The organism is Desulfosporosinus acidiphilus SJ4, from assembly GCF_000255115.2.
Lineage (GTDB): Bacteria > Bacillota > Desulfitobacteriia > Desulfitobacteriales > Desulfitobacteriaceae > Desulfosporosinus > Desulfosporosinus acidiphilus.
The window spans coordinates 654,810-672,059 of record NC_018068.1; the positions used below are offsets into that span (position 1 = coordinate 654,810).

The 17,250-nt window shown below is 39.8% G+C and carries 7 protein-coding genes and 1 pseudogene; 7 read left to right on the forward strand and 1 reads right to left on the reverse strand.

What is annotated here, in order from left to right; all coding sequences use genetic code 11:
- Window positions 1–41: 41 nt before the first annotated feature.
- The 6 genes and pseudogenes from glgB (at window position 42) to DESACI_RS23400 (ending at window position 11,833) form a co-directional block, all read left to right on the forward strand.
- A complete protein-coding gene (gene glgB / locus DESACI_RS03150) occupies window positions 42–1,988 on the forward strand; it encodes a 1,4-alpha-glucan branching protein GlgB (protein ID WP_014825721.1) in 1,947 nt (648 codons plus the stop codon).
- Window positions 1,949–4,396 carry a glycogen/starch/alpha-glucan phosphorylase gene (locus DESACI_RS03155; RefSeq protein ID WP_014825722.1) on the forward strand — a complete coding sequence of 816 codons (2,448 nt, stop codon included), beginning with the start codon at window positions 1,949–1,951 and terminating at the stop codon, window positions 4,394–4,396. The genes glgB and DESACI_RS03155 overlap by 40 nt, the downstream gene beginning before the upstream one ends.
- Before the next feature lie 21 nt (window positions 4,397–4,417).
- Window positions 4,418–5,851, forward strand: a complete 1,434-nt coding sequence (gene glgA, locus DESACI_RS03160) for a glycogen synthase GlgA (RefSeq protein ID WP_014825723.1) — start codon at window positions 4,418–4,420, stop codon at window positions 5,849–5,851.
- Window positions 5,848–9,336 (forward strand): bifunctional glycogen debranching protein GlgX/4-alpha-glucanotransferase, encoded by a 3,489-nt coding sequence (locus tag DESACI_RS03165; protein ID WP_014825724.1) that lies wholly within the window; start codon window positions 5,848–5,850, stop codon window positions 9,334–9,336. The genes glgA and DESACI_RS03165 overlap by 4 nt, the downstream gene beginning before the upstream one ends.
- 229 nt (window positions 9,337–9,565) lie before the next feature.
- Window positions 9,566–10,024 carry a redoxin domain-containing protein gene (locus DESACI_RS03170; protein ID WP_014825725.1) on the forward strand — a complete coding sequence of 153 codons (459 nt, stop codon included), beginning with the start codon at window positions 9,566–9,568 and terminating at the stop codon, window positions 10,022–10,024.
- A gap of 205 nt (window positions 10,025–10,229) precedes the next feature.
- A pseudogene (locus tag DESACI_RS23400) lies at window positions 10,230–11,833 on the forward strand (IS1182 family transposase).
- A gap of 190 nt (window positions 11,834–12,023) precedes the next feature.
- Here DESACI_RS23400 and DESACI_RS03185 read toward each other — a convergent pair.
- Entirely contained in the window at window positions 12,024–12,329 is a 306-nt protein-coding gene (locus tag DESACI_RS03185) for a ferritin family protein (protein ID WP_014825726.1), read from the reverse strand.
- Between the two features lie 444 nt (window positions 12,330–12,773).
- On the opposite strand from DESACI_RS03185, the gene DESACI_RS22950 reads away from it, so the two are divergent.
- Window positions 12,774–16,877 (forward strand): response regulator, encoded by a 4,104-nt coding sequence (locus DESACI_RS22950; protein ID WP_014825727.1) that lies wholly within the window; start codon window positions 12,774–12,776, stop codon window positions 16,875–16,877.
- The last annotated feature ends 373 nt before the right edge of the window (window positions 16,878–17,250 follow it).

Below are 17,250 nucleotides of genomic sequence, written 5' to 3' on the forward strand. Positions count from 1 at the left end.
TATAGAGGGGGAATAGTGATGGATAAAAAGGATGTTCTGTTATGGAAATAAAGTCTTATCTTGAGCAGCATGAAATATATCTTTTTAATAGAGGCGAACTGTTCCGCAGTTACAGCAAATTTGGTGCCCATCTCACAGAAAGAGATGGAATTGAGGGGACACATTTTGCGGTGTGGGTGCCTGATGCCTTAAACGTAGGTCTCGTCGGGGAGTTTAACAATTGGGATTCCGCCAATAGTTTCATGGTTGAAATCGGAAACAGCGGGGTGTGGATTTTATTTGTGCCCGAAGTACTCCAAGGGCAGTTATACAAATATGAAATTCACACTAAAACCGGACAAGTGTTTTTGAAATCCGATCCCTTTGCTTTTTTCTCGGAGTTACGACCTGCCACAGCCTCAATTGTCTATTCGCTGGAGGGTTTTGACTGGCAGGATCAGGCTTGGATGAGCCGGCGTGAAAAGGTTAATGTATGGGAAAGGCCTCTTTTAATTTATGAAGTTCACCTGGGGTCCTGGAGGAGGAGAGAGGATGGAGACTATTATAATTGGCGGACTCTGGCTGAGGAGCTGCCTGCATACGCTCTGAAAATGGGGTATACCCATATTGAATTAATGCCCATTATGGAACATCCTTACGATGGGTCCTGGGGTTATCAAGTGACAGGGTATTACTCATGTACGAGCAGATTTGGCACGCCCCATGATTTTATGTATTTTGTTAATCAATGTCACCAAGTTGGGATCGGGGTCATTTTAGACTGGGTACCGGGTCATTTTTGTAAAGATGCTCATGGTTTAGGACGATTAAATGGCATGGCAGTTTTTGAAAGAACAGAAAACGATCAATGGGGGACATATAACTTTGATTTTGCCAAAACGGAGATCCGGAGTTTTCTTATTTCCAATGCGATGTTTTGGCTGGATAAATTCCACATCGATGGTCTGCGCGTCGATGGGGTAAGCAGTATGCTTTACTTAGACTTTGGCAAAAACGATCATTCCTGGCAAAGAAACATTAATGGAGGAAAAGAGAATCTTGAGGCAATTGCTTTTATGCAAAGGCTAAATAAAGAAGTTCTGCAAGCTTTTCCTGGGATATTGATGATTGCCGAGGAATCGACCGACTGGCCATTGGTAACCTATCCTCCATACGTGGATGGGCTTGGTTATAATTACAAATGGAATATGGGATGGATGAATGATACGTTGCGGTATATGAGTCTCGACTTTCCCTTGCGCCAAAACAATCACCAACTATTGACGTTCTCCTTGACCTATGCTTTTTCGGAAAACTTCATCCTTCCCCTGTCTCACGATGAGGTTGTCCATGGCAAAAAGTCATTACTGGACAAAATGCCAGGTGACTATGGTCAAAAATTTGCAGGGCTAAGAAGCTTATATGGATACTGGATGTGTCATCCCGGCAAAAAATTGGTGTTTATGGGTGGGGAGCTGGCCCAATTTATCGAGTGGCGAGATGCTGCAGAACTGGATTGGTTTATTTTGGACTATGAGATGCATAGAAAATACCATAATTATGTTAGGGATCTGAATAAAATTTATCAGCGCGAAAAAGCCCTCTGGGAAAATGAACAGAATTGGTCTGGTTTTGAATGGATTGATGTCCATAATCACCAGCAAAGTATCTTAATATTTTGCCGAAAATCACGGAAGGATCATGATTTTCTAATCATTTTAATCAATTTCCAAGACCGGAGTTATGATAACTTTCGTTTAGGAGTTCCGAGCCAGGGGGGGTATCAAGAAATACTTAATTCCGATGCAGAAATATATGGGGGGACGGGTCATGTCAATAAGTCGTTGATCTTGGCCGAAAAGGTTTCCTGGCATGGTCGAAAGTTCTCCTTAACCATCAAAGTTGCTCCCTTAGCAACAATTATATTAAAAGCAAAACAGCCTAGTAATGTATTGGAGGAACAAAAATTATGTTTGCGGACAAAGAAAGCTTTAAGCAGGCCTATCTAATGAAGTTGCTTGAGGGGGAAGGGCTTACTCTCAATGAAGCAACTCTTTGGGATAAGTTTAGTGCCTTGGTCATCTTGCTCAAAGAAAAAATCAGTATGTATCGGGCCGTAAACAGAAATTCTCAGTCGCTGGTTAAACAGGTTTATTACTTTTCAATGGAGTTTCTTATTGGCAGGCTTCTGTTAAATTACTTAATTAACTTTAAAATTGAAGACCTTGTCAGAGAGGGTTTAGCGGATTTAAGTATTGACCTTGATGATCTCTTGGAGCAAGAAGCGGATCCGGGCCTGGGTAATGGAGGGTTAGGCAGATTGGCAGCTTGTTTTCTCGACTCAATGGCTTTCTTGGGAATCGGCGGTCATGGTAATGGGATTCGCTATAAGTATGGGTTGTTTGAACAAAAGATTGTAAGCGGCAACCAGGTTGAGGTAGCGGATAATTGGCTTACGAATGGATATCCCTGGGAGACTTGTAAGCCTGAAGAGGCGATTGTTGTAAAACTCAAAGGAAATGTGAGAACAGATATAATCGACGGGCGCCTGACGTTTTTCCACGAGAACTATGAATCTGTACTGGCTGTACCTTATGATGTTCCGATTATGAGCTACGATAACACTTTGAGTATTAACACATTAAGGTTATGGAGTGCGAAACCTATTTGCGGAGAACTGGATCTGGCCTGTTTCAATCGTGGAGAGTTTAATCTGACTTCCAGTTATGAATCAGAAGTTGAGACCATCTCCTATATTCTTTATCCTGACGAGAGCAGCCGCGCCGGCAGAGAGTTAAGGCTTAAACAGGAATACTTTTTTGTTGCCGCAGGCTTAGGATCCATCGTACGAGATTACAAAAAAAGGCATAATTCAAGTTCCTTACAAGGTTTCTCACGCTGGGTGGCAGTTCACATCAATGATACCCATCCGGTTTTGTGTATCCCTGAGTTGATGCGCATCTTGCTTGATGAAGAAGGATTGGGTTGGAATGAGGCGTGGAATATCACTGTTAACACTATCTCATTTACTAACCATACCATTATGCCGGAAGCTATGGAGAAATGGCCGATTGATCTGGTTAAAAGTCTTCTGCCAAGAATCTATCTAATTATTGAAGAAATAGATCGCAGATTTAAGGAGGACTTGAAGAGGAGGTTTATGGATGATGAGGAGACAATTGGCAATACCCAGATTTTTAAAGACGGCTATGTTAGGATGGCAAATTTAGCAATCATTGGGTGTTCATCGGTAAATGGGGTTGCTAAATTACATACCGATATTATTAAGAATGAGATATTTAGAGATTTTTATCGAATTTTTGGCTATAAATTTAATAATAAAACAAACGGTGTAAATTATAGAAGATTTCTTTTGGCCGCTAATCCAAAATTGTCTCATTTGATAACGGATGCTATAGGACCAAACTGGAAGGAAGATGCGGCTGAACTTAAGAAACTGCATGGCTTAAAGGATAATTCCAGCTTTTTGGAACAGCTAGCGAAAGTTAAATACGAAAATAAATGTCGTTTGGTGGAGAGGATTAAGAAGACCCAAGGGCTTATCCTTGACCCTGCGTCAATTTTTGATGTGCAGGTAAAGAGAATCCATGCCTATAAAAGACAATTGCTTAATGTCTTGAAGATTATGCACTTATACAACAAGGCGCTAAACGACCCAGAATCCTTAACCGGTTCACATACTTTTATCTTCGGCGGGAAGGCAGCCCCAGGCTATCATTATGCCAAAACCGTGATTAAGCTTATAAATGCTCTGAGCCGGAAAATAGAGCAAGACCCGAAGGTTAACAAAAAGTTGAAGGTCGTCTTTATTGAAAACTTCAATGTATCACAAGGAGAATTGATTTATCCTGCCGCAGATATTAGTGAACAGATTTCAACAGCGAGCAAGGAGGCTTCCGGGACCGGAAATATGAAATTCATGATGAATGGTGCCCTTACCCTTGGCACTTTGGATGGAGCCAATGTTGAGATTAAAGAGGCTGTGGGCGAGGAAAATATCTTTATTTTTGGGCTTAACGCCGAACAAGTATTGAATTACACTCGCAATGGCGGTTATAAATCTTGGGATGAATACCATGCCAATTCGGTTATCAGCACGTGTGTGGATCAATTAAGGGGTGGATTTTTCGAGAACATGGGGGAGGAGTTCAGAGTATTATACGATTCCCTGCTGATCTATAATGATGAATTTTTTGTCTTAAAGGATTTTCCTTCCTATATTGATACCCATAAAAAACTCCAAGCTCTTTATTTAGATCAAAAAAGTTGGAACCGAATTTCTCTGGTTAATATGGCGGAGTCAGGGGTCTTTTCGAGTGACAGGTCAATTAGAGAATATGCAGATGGGATATGGAAAATCAAATATCGTAATGTTAATAACCTAACTTCTCATTGAATATTAGGAAGGTGGGAGAGTATGAAAATTGTTTTTGTAACTGCGGAAGCTGATCCTTTTATTAAAACCGGTGGTTTGGGAGAAGTGATGGGCTCCTTACCGGCCTTCTTGCATAAAAAAGGTGTAGACGTTCGTGTTATTATGCCGAAGTACAATGCCATTCCGGAAAGTTTCCAAAGAGAGTTTGAGCATCTCGCTCATTTCGATGTCCCAGTCGCTTGGCGTAAACAGTATTGCGGTTTAGATGAGATTGTCTATGAAGGGGTTCATTATTATTTCCTTGACAATGAGTATTATTTTTCCTCCCGGCCAAGTATTTATGGGGAATATGATGATGCGGAACGATTTGTATTTTTTTGCCGGGCAGCTCTGGAAAGCTTAATCCATATACCGGGGTTTAAACCGGATATTCTCCATTGTCAGGATTGGCATACGGCTTTAATTCCGCTCATGCTTAAGGTGTTTTACGGCCAGGAGCCCCTTTATTTTCCGATAAAAACTATTTTTACCATCCATAACCTTAAATATCAGGGGATATTTGCTAAGGAAGTCCTTGGCGATATTTTGGGGCTGGGCATGGAGTATTTTACGGAAAACAGCTTGGAATTTCATGGCGGAGTCAATTTTATGAAGGCCGCCTTACTTTATGCAGATTGGCTAACAACGGTCAGTCCAACCTACGCTCAGGAAATTCAAAATCCCTACTTCGGAGAAAAACTTGATGGACTTTTGAGGAAAAGAAGTCAATCTCTAACCGGAATCCTGAATGGTATTGATTATGCGGTTTATAATCCGCTGACTGACCCCTATCTCGTCAGGCCGTATAACAATTTTCGTCTCGCTAAGGAAGAAAATAAGAAGAATTTGCAAGCAGATTTTGGACTCCCGGTTCGGGGAGATGTTGCAGTCTTGGGGATGATCGGCAGGCTAGCAGACCAAAAGGGTGTGGATCTATTGGCCCACGTCCTCAAAGAAATACTTGAGCTGGATATTCAAATAGTTATCCTCGGCTCAGGTGAAAAGAAATATGAAGAAATGCTTAGATATTTCGCCTCAAACTATCCCGAAAAGGCAGCCATAAAACTAGAATACTCTGATAGACATGCTCATGAAATTTACGGAGGAGCGGATATGGTTTTAATGCCCTCTCGTTATGAGCCATGTGGTATTTCCCAGATGATTGCTATGCGCTATGGGACAATTCCCATTGTGCGGGAAACGGGAGGATTAAAGGATACGATCATACCCTACAATAAATTTACCGGTGAGGGTAATGGGTTTAGCTTCACCAATTATAATGCCCATGAATTATTGTTCGCAGTGCAGCGGGCGGTAAAATTGTACCAAGAGGATAAGGCTGTCTGGGACAACTTATGTCAGAACGCTATGAGAAGTGATTTCAGCTGGGAGAGATCTGCAAATGCCTACATGCAGATCTATGAGTCATTATTATGATAATGTTTAACGCGTTTCATGATTCACATGATTTGCTTTATCGGGAACCTTTTGGAGCGGTGGTATGCGGTCAAAGGATAACATTCCGTTTGAGAACGTTTTCAGATGTTTCTGTTGACCATTGCGTTCTTCGTCTTTGGGAAATGGATAGAGAAAGAACTATTGATATGTCCCCAAATACCAAGGGCCGCCAATGTCAATCAGCGGATTGCGGGACAGCTTCTGCGAATGAGGAAGTTGCAGATACCGGTATCTTTGAGGTGGAATACGAAGTGCCCGATGATCCTGGGCTTGTCTGGTACTATTTTGTGATTCAGGTTGGAACCCAAGTTCATTACTATGGTAATAATCAAAAAGGTCTTGGGGGAGAGGGAGCACTCTGGGAGCGAGAGCCCAAGTCCTATCAAATCACTGTTTATAAGCAGATGACAGTACCTGACTGGTATAAACGAGGGATTATGTATCAAGTTTTTGTCGATCGTTTTTTTAACAATGACCCTAACATGTTCGTTAGATATCCGCGCAAAAATGCTTTGCTGCATGCCCGATGGTCTGATCAGCCGGTTTATATTAAAGACCAGCTCGGTAAAGTTACAGACTGGGACTTTTTTGGCGGAACATTGCAAGGGGTCATCGAAAAATTACCCTACTTTAAAGAATTGGGAGTAAGCATTCTTTATTTTAACCCTATTTTTGACGCTCCAAGTAATCATAAATATGATACGGCGAACTATCATCGGATTGATCCAATGTATGGAGATGAGGCGGTATTTCAAGCCTTAATTGAGACTGCCCGGCAATTAGGAATCTCTATAATCCTGGATGGCGTCTTCAGTCATACAGGAAGTGATAGTATCTATTTTAACAAATATGGCAATTACCCGGGGGTGGGTGCCTACCAATCCTCTGACTCACCTTATTACAACTGGTATAAATTTAATAAAGACAACCATGATTATAAAGCCTGGTGGGGCGTTGATTCCCTGCCTGAAGTCAACGAAATGGACCATACCTACAGAAGGTTTATCTATGGTTCGGAAGATAGTGTCATTAAGAAGTGGTTAACTTTAGGGGTTGCCGGATGGCGGTTGGATGTTGCCGATGAACTACCTGATGAGTTCATTCAGGAGCTCCGCCAGGCGGTGAAGACTGTTAGCCCCCACGCTGTTCTGATCGGCGAAGTGTGGGAAGACGCTTCCAATAAAGTAAGCTATAGTCAACAACGCAAATATTTCTTGGGAAATGAACTGGATGCGACGATGAACTATCCTTTTCGGGCTAGTTTTCTCCGTTTTATTCTCGGAACAGGTGATTCGGATTCCCTTGATCAAGAAGTTATGAGTTTATATGAAAATTATCCTCGAGAAAATTTTTATGCTGCTATGAACCTGATCGGGAGTCATGATACTATTCGAGTTTTGACCCTTTTGGGAGATGCTCCCCCGCAACAGAGTTTAACGGATACCGAACAGAGGACCTTTCGGCTTTCTCCTCTTGCCAAGCAATTAGCTGTACAAAGACTAAAATTATTAAGTTTAGTGCAAATGACCTTTCCGGGAGTTCCTTGTATTTACTATGGAGATGAAGCAGGTATGGAGGGGTATGCCGACCCTTATAACCGGGGGACATATCCGTGGGGCCAGGAAGACTACCGGATCATGGAGTGGTATCGACGCATCCTGCGCTGGCGTCAAGAATACGAGACGCTGATGATGGGTGATTTCCGATCGTTCTATTTCGCTCCGGATATTTTTGGTTTTACACGTTCCGTGGATGAAGAAGAAATCATCATCCTTATCAATCGTCATGCTTTGGAGTCTAAAATCGTAAATCTCTATACAAAGCTAGAGCCTAGCCCATTTATAATTGATCTTATAAATGGGGAAACACTGGCGGTGGAAGCGCTAAGTGCCTTGCCCATAAATGCTTTGAGCGGAAGGTGTTTGTTGAGAAAGAAAAGCCGGCCTCGTAATTTGCAGCTTGACCGTTCATGCGGTGTATTATTGCATATCAGTTCATTGCCTTCCGTTTGGGGACTGGGAGATTTAGGGGAAGAGGCTTATGAATTTATAGATTTCTTGGCTGACTGCGGTCAATCTTTGTGGCAGGTCTTACCCTTGAATCCTGCCGGAGAAGGGGATTGCCCTTATCAAAGTGATTCAGCGCTTGCCGGAAATCCGCTATTTATCAGTATTGATCATTTAATCAGGGAAGGATTATTAAATTTTGAGGAAACTAAAGAAAAATACGATAAGATTCGGAGCCTTGACCCGAGAGACAGCTTCTTATCTCTTGCTTTTAAAGAATTAAAACAGGAATTGCTTCGTGAAGCCTACCGGCAATTTATGAATCTTGTTGATGCTGTAAAATCATCGTATCTATCACAGGAAAGCTTTTTGGAATTTCAAACCAGAAACAAAGATTGGCTGGAAGATTATTCACTCTTCAAGGCCTTAAAGGCATATTTTAGGGATGTTCCCTGGTATGATTGGGAATCCGAAATTGCTTGGCGTGATCCAAGTAAGTTAGCCGATTATGCTCGGCTTTTGCAAGATGATATTAATTATATAAAGTTCTTACAATATACTTTTTCCTACGAATGGGGTAAACTCAAGGCCTATTCCAAGGAAAAAGGAGTTCGAATCATTGGGGATTTACCCCATTTTGTTGCCGCCGACAGCTGTGACGTCTGGGTAAATCGCGGTTTGTTTGTTCTGGATGAGCATGGCCGACCTCTTAAAACTGCAGGGGTACCCCCTGATTATTTCAGCAAGACAGGTCAGTTATGGGGAAACCCTGTTTATGCTTGGGACGTTCATGCTGTTACTCGCTATGGTTGGTGGAAAAGACGGATTCAGCTCGGCTTGGAAATGTTTGATTACCTGCGATTTGACCATTTCCGGGGTTTTGAAGCCTACTGGGAAGTTGATGCTGGAGAAAAGACGGCTGAAACGGGTCGCTGGATTAAAGGACCTGGGAAAAGGTTCTTAGAAAGTATGTTAGAAGAGTTTGGACGATGCCCTTTTATTGTTGAGGACTTGGGGGTTTTAACTCCGGAAGTTAACATCTTAAAACAAATTTTCGGTTTTCCGGGTATAAAGGTCCTGCAATTTACTTCACTACAAGAGATATTAGGGAATTCTGAGACCAATTTTGTCTATTATACAGGAACCCATGATAACAACACTTTATTAGGTTGGTATGAATTAAATAATTTGGTGGAAGAGGAAAATCAGCTCAGCAGTGGTGTTGACCAAAAAACATCGAATAAACAATCATGCCGTAAATTGATGGAAGAAGTGTATTCCAGTCAAGCGGCGTGGGTAATCCTACCGATGCAAGATATTTTAGGTTTAGGCGAGGAAGCAAGAATGAATGTACCTGGGACTATTTATGGGAATTGGCAGTGGAAGATGGATAAAAATTTAGTTACGGATGAAATAAAAACTTGGCTGCGAACCCAAACCGAGAAAACAAATAGGTGATTGAAAGTGACTTAAGGGTAGAGGGGTGTTTATTTTTCAGGCAAAGCACTGAAAAATAATATAGCTTCGCAATGTAATAAAAATACCATTATAATGGCATTTTTATTTGTTAATATCCAAATGAGTAGAACGAATATCTGTAAATTCAAGAGATATCTCGTTCCGATGTATGAAACTATTATTACTGAACAACAGAAGGTAAGTAGAATATAAATAGGAGGTACGAATCATGGAAAATCCAATAATGATTGGAGCAACTGCTCCGGATTTTAAGTTGCAGGATAATCGTGGTAATATGCTTAGCTTAAGTGATTATACCGGCAAAAAGGTATTGCTTTCCTGGCATCCTTTAGCCTGGACTCGTGTATGTGCCGAACAGATGAAATCATTAGAAACGAATTATGCGCGATTTGCAGAACTCGGTACGATTCCCTTGGGGTTAAGTGTTGATCCGGTTCCTTCTAAAAATGCCTGGGCCAAGGAACTTAAAATTGCCAATCTCAAATTGCCCTCGGATTTTTGGCCTCATGGAGCCGTTGCCAAAGCCTACGGCTTGTTTCGTGAACTGGAAGGGTTTTCTGAAAGGGCCAATGTGATTGTTGATGAAAACGGTAAAATCAGTTGGGTTAAAATTTACGATATTCCTGAGATCCCAGATGTTGAGGAGGTTATTCAGCAATTAAAATAAACCTACCTTGCACTGAAGAATTGTCAGACAGTGTAAATGAAATCATATCTTCACGTCAAAACAGAGAATAAAAATTGCATATCTCTAAAGAAATGGGGCCGTTGCAAAACGAACTAAAATAGTTCGCAAGCAACGGCCCTTTTTCTTACTAAAAATAGAAAACTGCGGGTCCCAAAGAACTCGCAGTTAGCGTATAATTTAAGTTATGCTAAAAACCAAATTACACACTAAGAATTATAACGAATTAGGTGGACACTATCAATTAGCTTTGCCATTTAATTTTAACGTGTTAATACCAGAGGATGACTCCGTTCGACTACTAAGCCACATTTTGGAGGGATTAAATTACGAAGCGTTGTATAAGGCCTACTCTTCCACTGGAAGAAAACCGGTAGTCGAACCCAAAATCCTGTTTAAAGTATTGACCTATGCCTATATGAATAACATTTACTCCAGCCGAAAAATTGAAGTCGCCTGTAAAAGAGACATTAACTTCATGTGGTTATTGGCAGGATGCAAAGCACCTGACCACAGCACCATTGCTCGATTCCGAAAAGACTATCTGAAGGAAGCCATAGAAGACCTCTTTTTCCAAATGGTAAAGCATTTACATGAGCTTGGTGAAGTAGAGTTTAAGAACCTCTTTGTCGATGGAACAAAAATTGAAGCCAGTGCTAACCGTTATACCTTTGTCTGGAAAAAAGTCGTTAACAAAAATGAGGCAAAGATGTTCTTGAAAATTCAGTCTTGTCTTGAGGAGATCAATTTGACCTATTTAAAGGACTTCAACGTAACCAAAGAGACGTTACTTAAGGATCTTAAGACTGCTATCTCTTACCTAGAAGAAAAATGTCAGCAAGAGCAGATTGAATTTGTTCACGGTATTGGAAAACGGAAATCAAAGCTGCAGAAATTTATAGAAAGCCTGAAGGAATTCTATACCCGGCAAGAAAAGTACAATGCACATCACCAATTCTTCGAAGGAAGAAATAGCTACTCTAAGACCGATCCTGATGCAACGTTCATGCATATGAAAGATGATCATATGCGCAATGCTCAGTTAAAGCCGGCTTACAATGTCCAGATTGGCGTGGAAAGCGAATATGTAACAGGGGTTGGGATCTTCCAGGATCGTAACGACATAGCCACATTAATTCCTTTTTTAAAATGCTTGAATCAAAACTACAGGCGCATTATGAGAATGTTACCGCAGACTCTGGTTATGAGAGCGAAGAGAACTATCTTTATCTCGAAGGAAAACATCAGACCTGCTACATAAAGCCACAGACCTATGAACAATGGAAAAAGAAGAGCTTCAAAAAAGATATTAGTAAGCGAGAAAACATGGCTTACAATGCGGAAATCGATGAATACACGTGTCATAATGGAAAACAACTCAAACCCGTTGGAATCACTCATCGAACATCAGCAACCGGTTACCAGTCCGAAATAACAGTCTATGAATGTGAAGACTGCAGTGACTGTCCGTGTAAAAGTCGCTGTACAAAAGCTAAAGGCAATCGACGAATGCAAGTATCCAAAACGTTTGTGGCCAAACGCCAGATCTCGTATAGAAACATCACAACCAAAGAAGGAATACTGCTAAGAGTAAATCGGTCCATACAGGTTGAAGGAGCCTTTGGGGTCCTCAAAAATGACTATAACTTCAACCGCTTTCTAACACGAGGCAAAAACAGTGTGAAAACTGAATTTATGCTGCTGTGTTTTGGGTATAACGTGAATAAACTTCACTCTAAAATACAAAATGAACGAATTGGGAAACCCCTTCATCCACTAAAAACCGCATAAAAAGGAGAGAAAAACGGCCTAATCCTGAAGGCTTATTTTGTTATACTCAAATTTAAGAAGAAAGTAGAGATTAAGCATTTCAATCAAACCAATAAATATCTTTCAAGGGAAAAAGAAAAAGGGAGCATCGCTTGCTACTTTAGAAAAGTAGTTTTGCGACACCTCCATTTTAAATCTTTATGATGATCACTTAATTTGTCAATTTCTCAATTTCTTCTTCGACTTCCTCTGCGCCTTTCGCATAGAAATTTTCTTCATCAGGTGCGAGTGCCATTAGTAACCTTAAAAACTCTCCTGCATGTACACGTTCTTCATCGGCAATATCTTTCAGAACTTCAATCGCTAGCTTGTTGTCAGTTGATTCTGCAAGCTGCATGTAGAGCTGAATGGCTTCATATTCAGCCGAAACCATGAACCGGATTGCTCTTATAAGTTCCTCATCGGTTAACTTGTGATTGTTTGCTAATCCTGAAAAAGGGTTTCCAAAGTCTGGCATGTTTTAGTCTCCTTCCTTCATTTTAGTTCTCTATTTAATAATAAAAACTTACCCAATAAAAATGATAATAAAAGAAAATGCCTTTAATATGACATTTTTGTTCTATTTTAAATTTATTCACTTGTAAAAGCACCGTGCTGAACTATTGAACATTGAACAATTCGAAGAATCGGAAATTGCTTAGTCAGTTACACAACCGGATCTATGAAATTGCCTACGTATATCAAAGATTTATTCGACCCACCGGGATGCTAAAGTTGAGTAAATAATGTTATAATAATTCAATATTAATATTAAATAAAATAATCCGTTATAGATTAAAAATCTTATCGTATGACCATCCGGAATTTATAAAGAGGGTTACAGAATTACAAAGATCTGGTAATTATAAATATCTTTATCTAATAAATTAATTTAATCGTTTTGGAGAGAGGGGAATTATAATTGTTAACGGAAGCAAATAACCTTGATTCTAAATATAATTCGAACATAATATCCTCGGACTCCAAGGTGACTTACATAGGTAATGGTTTTCTTGAGTTAACGGGATATTTAAAAAATGAACTTGAAAATAAAGATATTTCTGAAGTGTTCACCAAACTCTTAAGATTATCACAAAAGAAGTTTGAACAAATTGACTCGAAGAATGATTTGGAGTGTTACATATTCACAAAGTCTTTAGAAGTAAGAGAAGTCATAATATCTGTTCAGGATCAAGATTCGAAAAGTCTCATTTATACTGTTGTCGAAAAGCAAAATTCCAGGCTAGACGATAAACTTATTTTTGAAGAGCAATTATTTAAAGATAATATTGTAGGTTGTTCTATTTACAGTGCACCGGATTTAATTTTGTTAAAAGCAAATCACAAATATCTTGATTTCATGGATCAATCCTACAGTACAATGGAAAAATGCATAGGTTTATCGTTGTGGGAAAGTATACCCGGATTTGAAGGCAGTAATTCTGAAGAGTTATTTTTATCTATCCTGAAAACCGGTATGCCTAGATATTATAACGAATTTAAATATGACCACTATGAAAGAGGAATTACCTATTGGGATGGTTCGGTAGTTCCAATATTTCAAGGCAAAAAGCTCAAATATATCTTTCAAACATGCACGGAAGTAACAGAAAGAGTACTAAAAAAGACTCTAATTGAAGAGCAGATTGAAATTAATGAATTTCAAAATAAGAGGATTAATGAGGTTTTGAGCAGTATACGAGATGATGTTTATGTTCTTGACTATAATTGGAATTTCGTTTTTGCCAACCAACAATTTACCTCTAGAATCGGTAAGGAATCTAAAGATATAATCGGGAATAATATTTGGGATGTTTTACCGAAATATAAGGGAACACTATTTGAAAAGAACTTTCGGGCAGCAATGAGCACAAGGGCGATAACACGCTTCGAAGTGAGCGGTATTTATTCTGAAGCCCATTATAGAATGGCTGCATTTCCTTCGGTGGAAGGAATTACCGTTCTGGGAACTGATATTATTGAACATAAAAAAGCCGAAGAAGCGCTTAGGAAAAGTGAGGCAGAAAAACAACAGCAAAAAGAACGGTTAGAAGCAATTATTAAAAGTATGTCTGATGGTCTGGAAATTGTTGATAATGAATTAAAAATATCCTTCTTGAACCAGTCTGCGAAAGATTTTTTTTATTGTCCCGAATCAAAATTAAATGCCGGGGATTCCTTAAAAAATAACAAGTACTATTATGGTATTGATGGTGAAGAGATCCCAAAGACTGATTTGCCGGCTTTTAGGATAATCAATAAAGGTAGTTTTGATAATTATATCTTAACAATTGTCCGGCCTGACAAAAAGATTTATACGAGCATCAATGGAAGCCCTATTATAGGAAATGATGGTTTGGTTAAAGAAGCTATTCTTTGCATTAGAGATATTACCGAAAAAGTTAAACAGGAGCGGGAAAGCCAAGCAAAACTGGAATCAGCTCTTGCAAGCATGACCGATGCCGTCTTCATATCTAATGCAGAGGGTAATTTCATCAATTTCAATGATGCCTTCGCGACCTTCCATAAGTTTAGGGACAAAGATGAATGCTTGAAGACTCTGAGCGAATACCCGGATATACTTGATGTTTTTACGGCAGACGGCAAGCTAGCGCCTTTAGAGGGGTGGGCTGTATCGAGAGCATTGAGGGGTGAATCAATCAGCAATGCTGAATATACACTGCGGAGGAAAGATACCGGGGAGACTTGGATCGGCAGCTATAGCTTTGGTCCTATAAGAGATGAGAATGGTGTCATCATTGGTTCAGTAGTAACAGCGCGTGATATCACTCATCAAAAGCATGCCGAGGATGACATTAAAAAGCTGAATAAACAGCTATTAGAAACAAACATGCTTCTGGAAGAGACAAATGCTTCTCTGGAAGAAGAAATTCATGAGCATCGAGAAACAACATCAGAATTACAAGAAACCTTGCATGAACTTTTGGAGACGAAGATATACCTTAATAATATTTTAGAAAGTTCAACGAGGTATTCTATCATCGGTAAAGATTTAAATGGCCGGATACTCTCCTGGAACGAGGGAGCGGTGCGAAATTACGGCTATAGAGCGGACGAGATTATCGGCCAGGACTCAAGCATCCTACATACACCCGAAGACCTCCAATCGGGTGAGGTGGCTAAGATGTTGAAGTTGGCTTATGAGCAGGGTATTGCCGAAGGTGAGTTTCAGCGCGTTCGGAAAGATAACTCGCGTTTTATTGCAAGTGTTGTTGTCACACGCCGAGATGACGCTGCAGGGAATCCCATTGGTTATCTTCTTATAAGTAATGATATTTCGGAAAAGAAGAAAGCAGACGAAGCAATAAAGCGAATGAACTATGAATTGGAAGAAATGAATGCTGAATTAGAAGAAATGAATGCCGAATTAGAAGAAACCAATGCAACTCTTGAGGAGGAAATTTCAGACCATCAAAGAACAGCCTTAGAATTACAAGCGTCGAAAAGAGCTGCCGAAGCAGCAAACCAGGCCAAAAGTCAATTCCTTGCCAATATGAGCCATGAAATCAGAACACCGATGAACGGTATTTTTGGGTTTCTGGAATTATTAAATCATTCCCAGCTGTCACAGGTGCAACGGGAATATATTCGTGAGGTAAAATCCTCTTCCGAAACATTGCTGCACCTTATTAATGATATTTTGGATTTATCCAAAATAGAGTCTGGAAAACTCACGTTGGAAAACTTGAACTTTAATCTCAGAACTACTATAGAGGATGCAATGTCATTGTTTGTACCAACTGCTTATGAAAAACATCTTGAACTGTATACCCAAATAAAAGCAAACGTACCGGATGAAGTGAGCGGCGATCCTTCAAGACTTAAGCAAATATTAAGCAATCTTATCTCTAATGCTTTGAAGTTTACTGAAAATGGGGAAGTATCGATTGTCGTTGAAACAGTTGAAGAAAAAAATGGTTTTGCAACCATTAGATTTGAGGTTAGAGATACTGGGATTGGAATCCCTAAAGAGGATACCAAAAGGATTTTCCGGCCTTTCGACCAAGCTGATGCATCAACAACGAGGAAGTATGGAGGAACAGGACTGGGCCTTGCAATAACTAAAGAACTAGTAACGATCATGAAGGGAACCATCGGTGTGGATAGTGTGCCGGGCCAGGGCTCTACATTTTACTTTACGGCAAAATTTAAAATTCTTAATAAGAAAGCTGTTTGCGACAAGTATGTCAGCTTAAATAACGTCAATGTTTTTATTGTGGACGATAATGATAACAATCGCAGAATAGTTAGATCCTATCTTGAGGATGCAGGGTGCAAAGTTATGGAAGCCAAATCTAGTGATAAAGCACTATCTACTATCCTAAACAATGCTTATTCAGAAAACAACAAGATACAGCTTGTTCTGGTAGATTATCATATGCCCGGTATAAATGGTTTTGATTTGGCCACAGCTTTAAACATGATTCCCGCTACAAAGGATTTAAGATTAATATTATTAACCTCTTCTGCCCAAATGGGGGATGCTGGTAGGGCGAGAGAACTAGGTTTTTCAGGGTATCTTACGAAACCGGTTAGAAGAGATGAGTTACTTAATTGTATGTCAATCGTATTAGGTTTGGAACGAGATCCAGAGAATAGCCGGGAAATAGTTACAAAATATACTCACAATGAAAATCAAAGTGTACTCAAACCCAAACTATTACTTGTTGAAGACAACGAAGTGAATCGTAAAGTCGTTTTAGCAACACTTAAATCTCGCGGCATGACCTGTGATGTTGCCATGGATGGACAAGAAGCCTATGAAGTCATGCTAAAAAAAGATTACGATCTAGTGTTTATGGATTGTCAAATGCCTGTTATGGATGGGTATGAAGCCACAAAGAAGATCAGAGAAGCCGAAGGCAGCAAGCATACAAAAATTATTGCTATGACGGCAAATGCTATGATGGGTGACAAAGAAAAATGTCTTGAAGCGGGCATGGATGATTATATCAGCAAACCCATTGACTTTGAAGAAATGTTCAAAATCATTGATGAACTGTAGTACATTATGATTCAAAGAAAACCCATGAGGGGCAGGGCGTAATGACTCTATTTGAGAAAAATGTCATAATCATGGCATTTTTTTTGTTATACTATCGGAAAGTATAACCTTTGGTTGTATACTTTCTTCTGGCATAAGTGCAACTTAGCTGGCGCTTCGCCGGAGGCTAAGCGCCAGCTAAGTTTTCTTTATCATTTACTAAAAGACGAACGAAGTCTGCATATCATTTTAATGCAGAGGGACTGTAAAACTCCTTTAGTTGTTGTCTTTGATGTTTAGATGAAAATATTAACATTATGAAATCACTCAAATAGAAGAAAAATGTCATAATAATGGCATTCTTTTCAGTTAACATTCTATCTAAGGAAGACAT

Excerpts from the sequence above, each read along its gene's own strand:
- glgB (WP_014825721.1), top strand. The coding sequence starts at position 42 with ATGGAAATAAAGTCTTATCTTGAGCAGCATGAAATATATCTTTTTAAT.
- DESACI_RS03155 (WP_014825722.1), top strand. The coding sequence starts at position 1,949 with ATGTTTGCGGACAAAGAAAGCTTTAAGCAGGCCTATCTAATGAAGTTG.
- glgA (WP_014825723.1), top strand. The coding sequence starts at position 4,418 with ATGAAAATTGTTTTTGTAACTGCGGAAGCTGATCCTTTTATTAAAACC.
- DESACI_RS03165 (WP_014825724.1), top strand. The coding sequence starts at position 5,848 with ATGATAATGTTTAACGCGTTTCATGATTCACATGATTTGCTTTATCGG.
- DESACI_RS03170 (WP_014825725.1), top strand. The coding sequence starts at position 9,566 with ATGGAAAATCCAATAATGATTGGAGCAACTGCTCCGGATTTTAAGTTG.
- DESACI_RS03185 (WP_014825726.1), bottom strand. The coding sequence starts at position 12,329 with ATGCCAGACTTTGGAAACCCTTTTTCAGGATTAGCAAACAATCACAAG.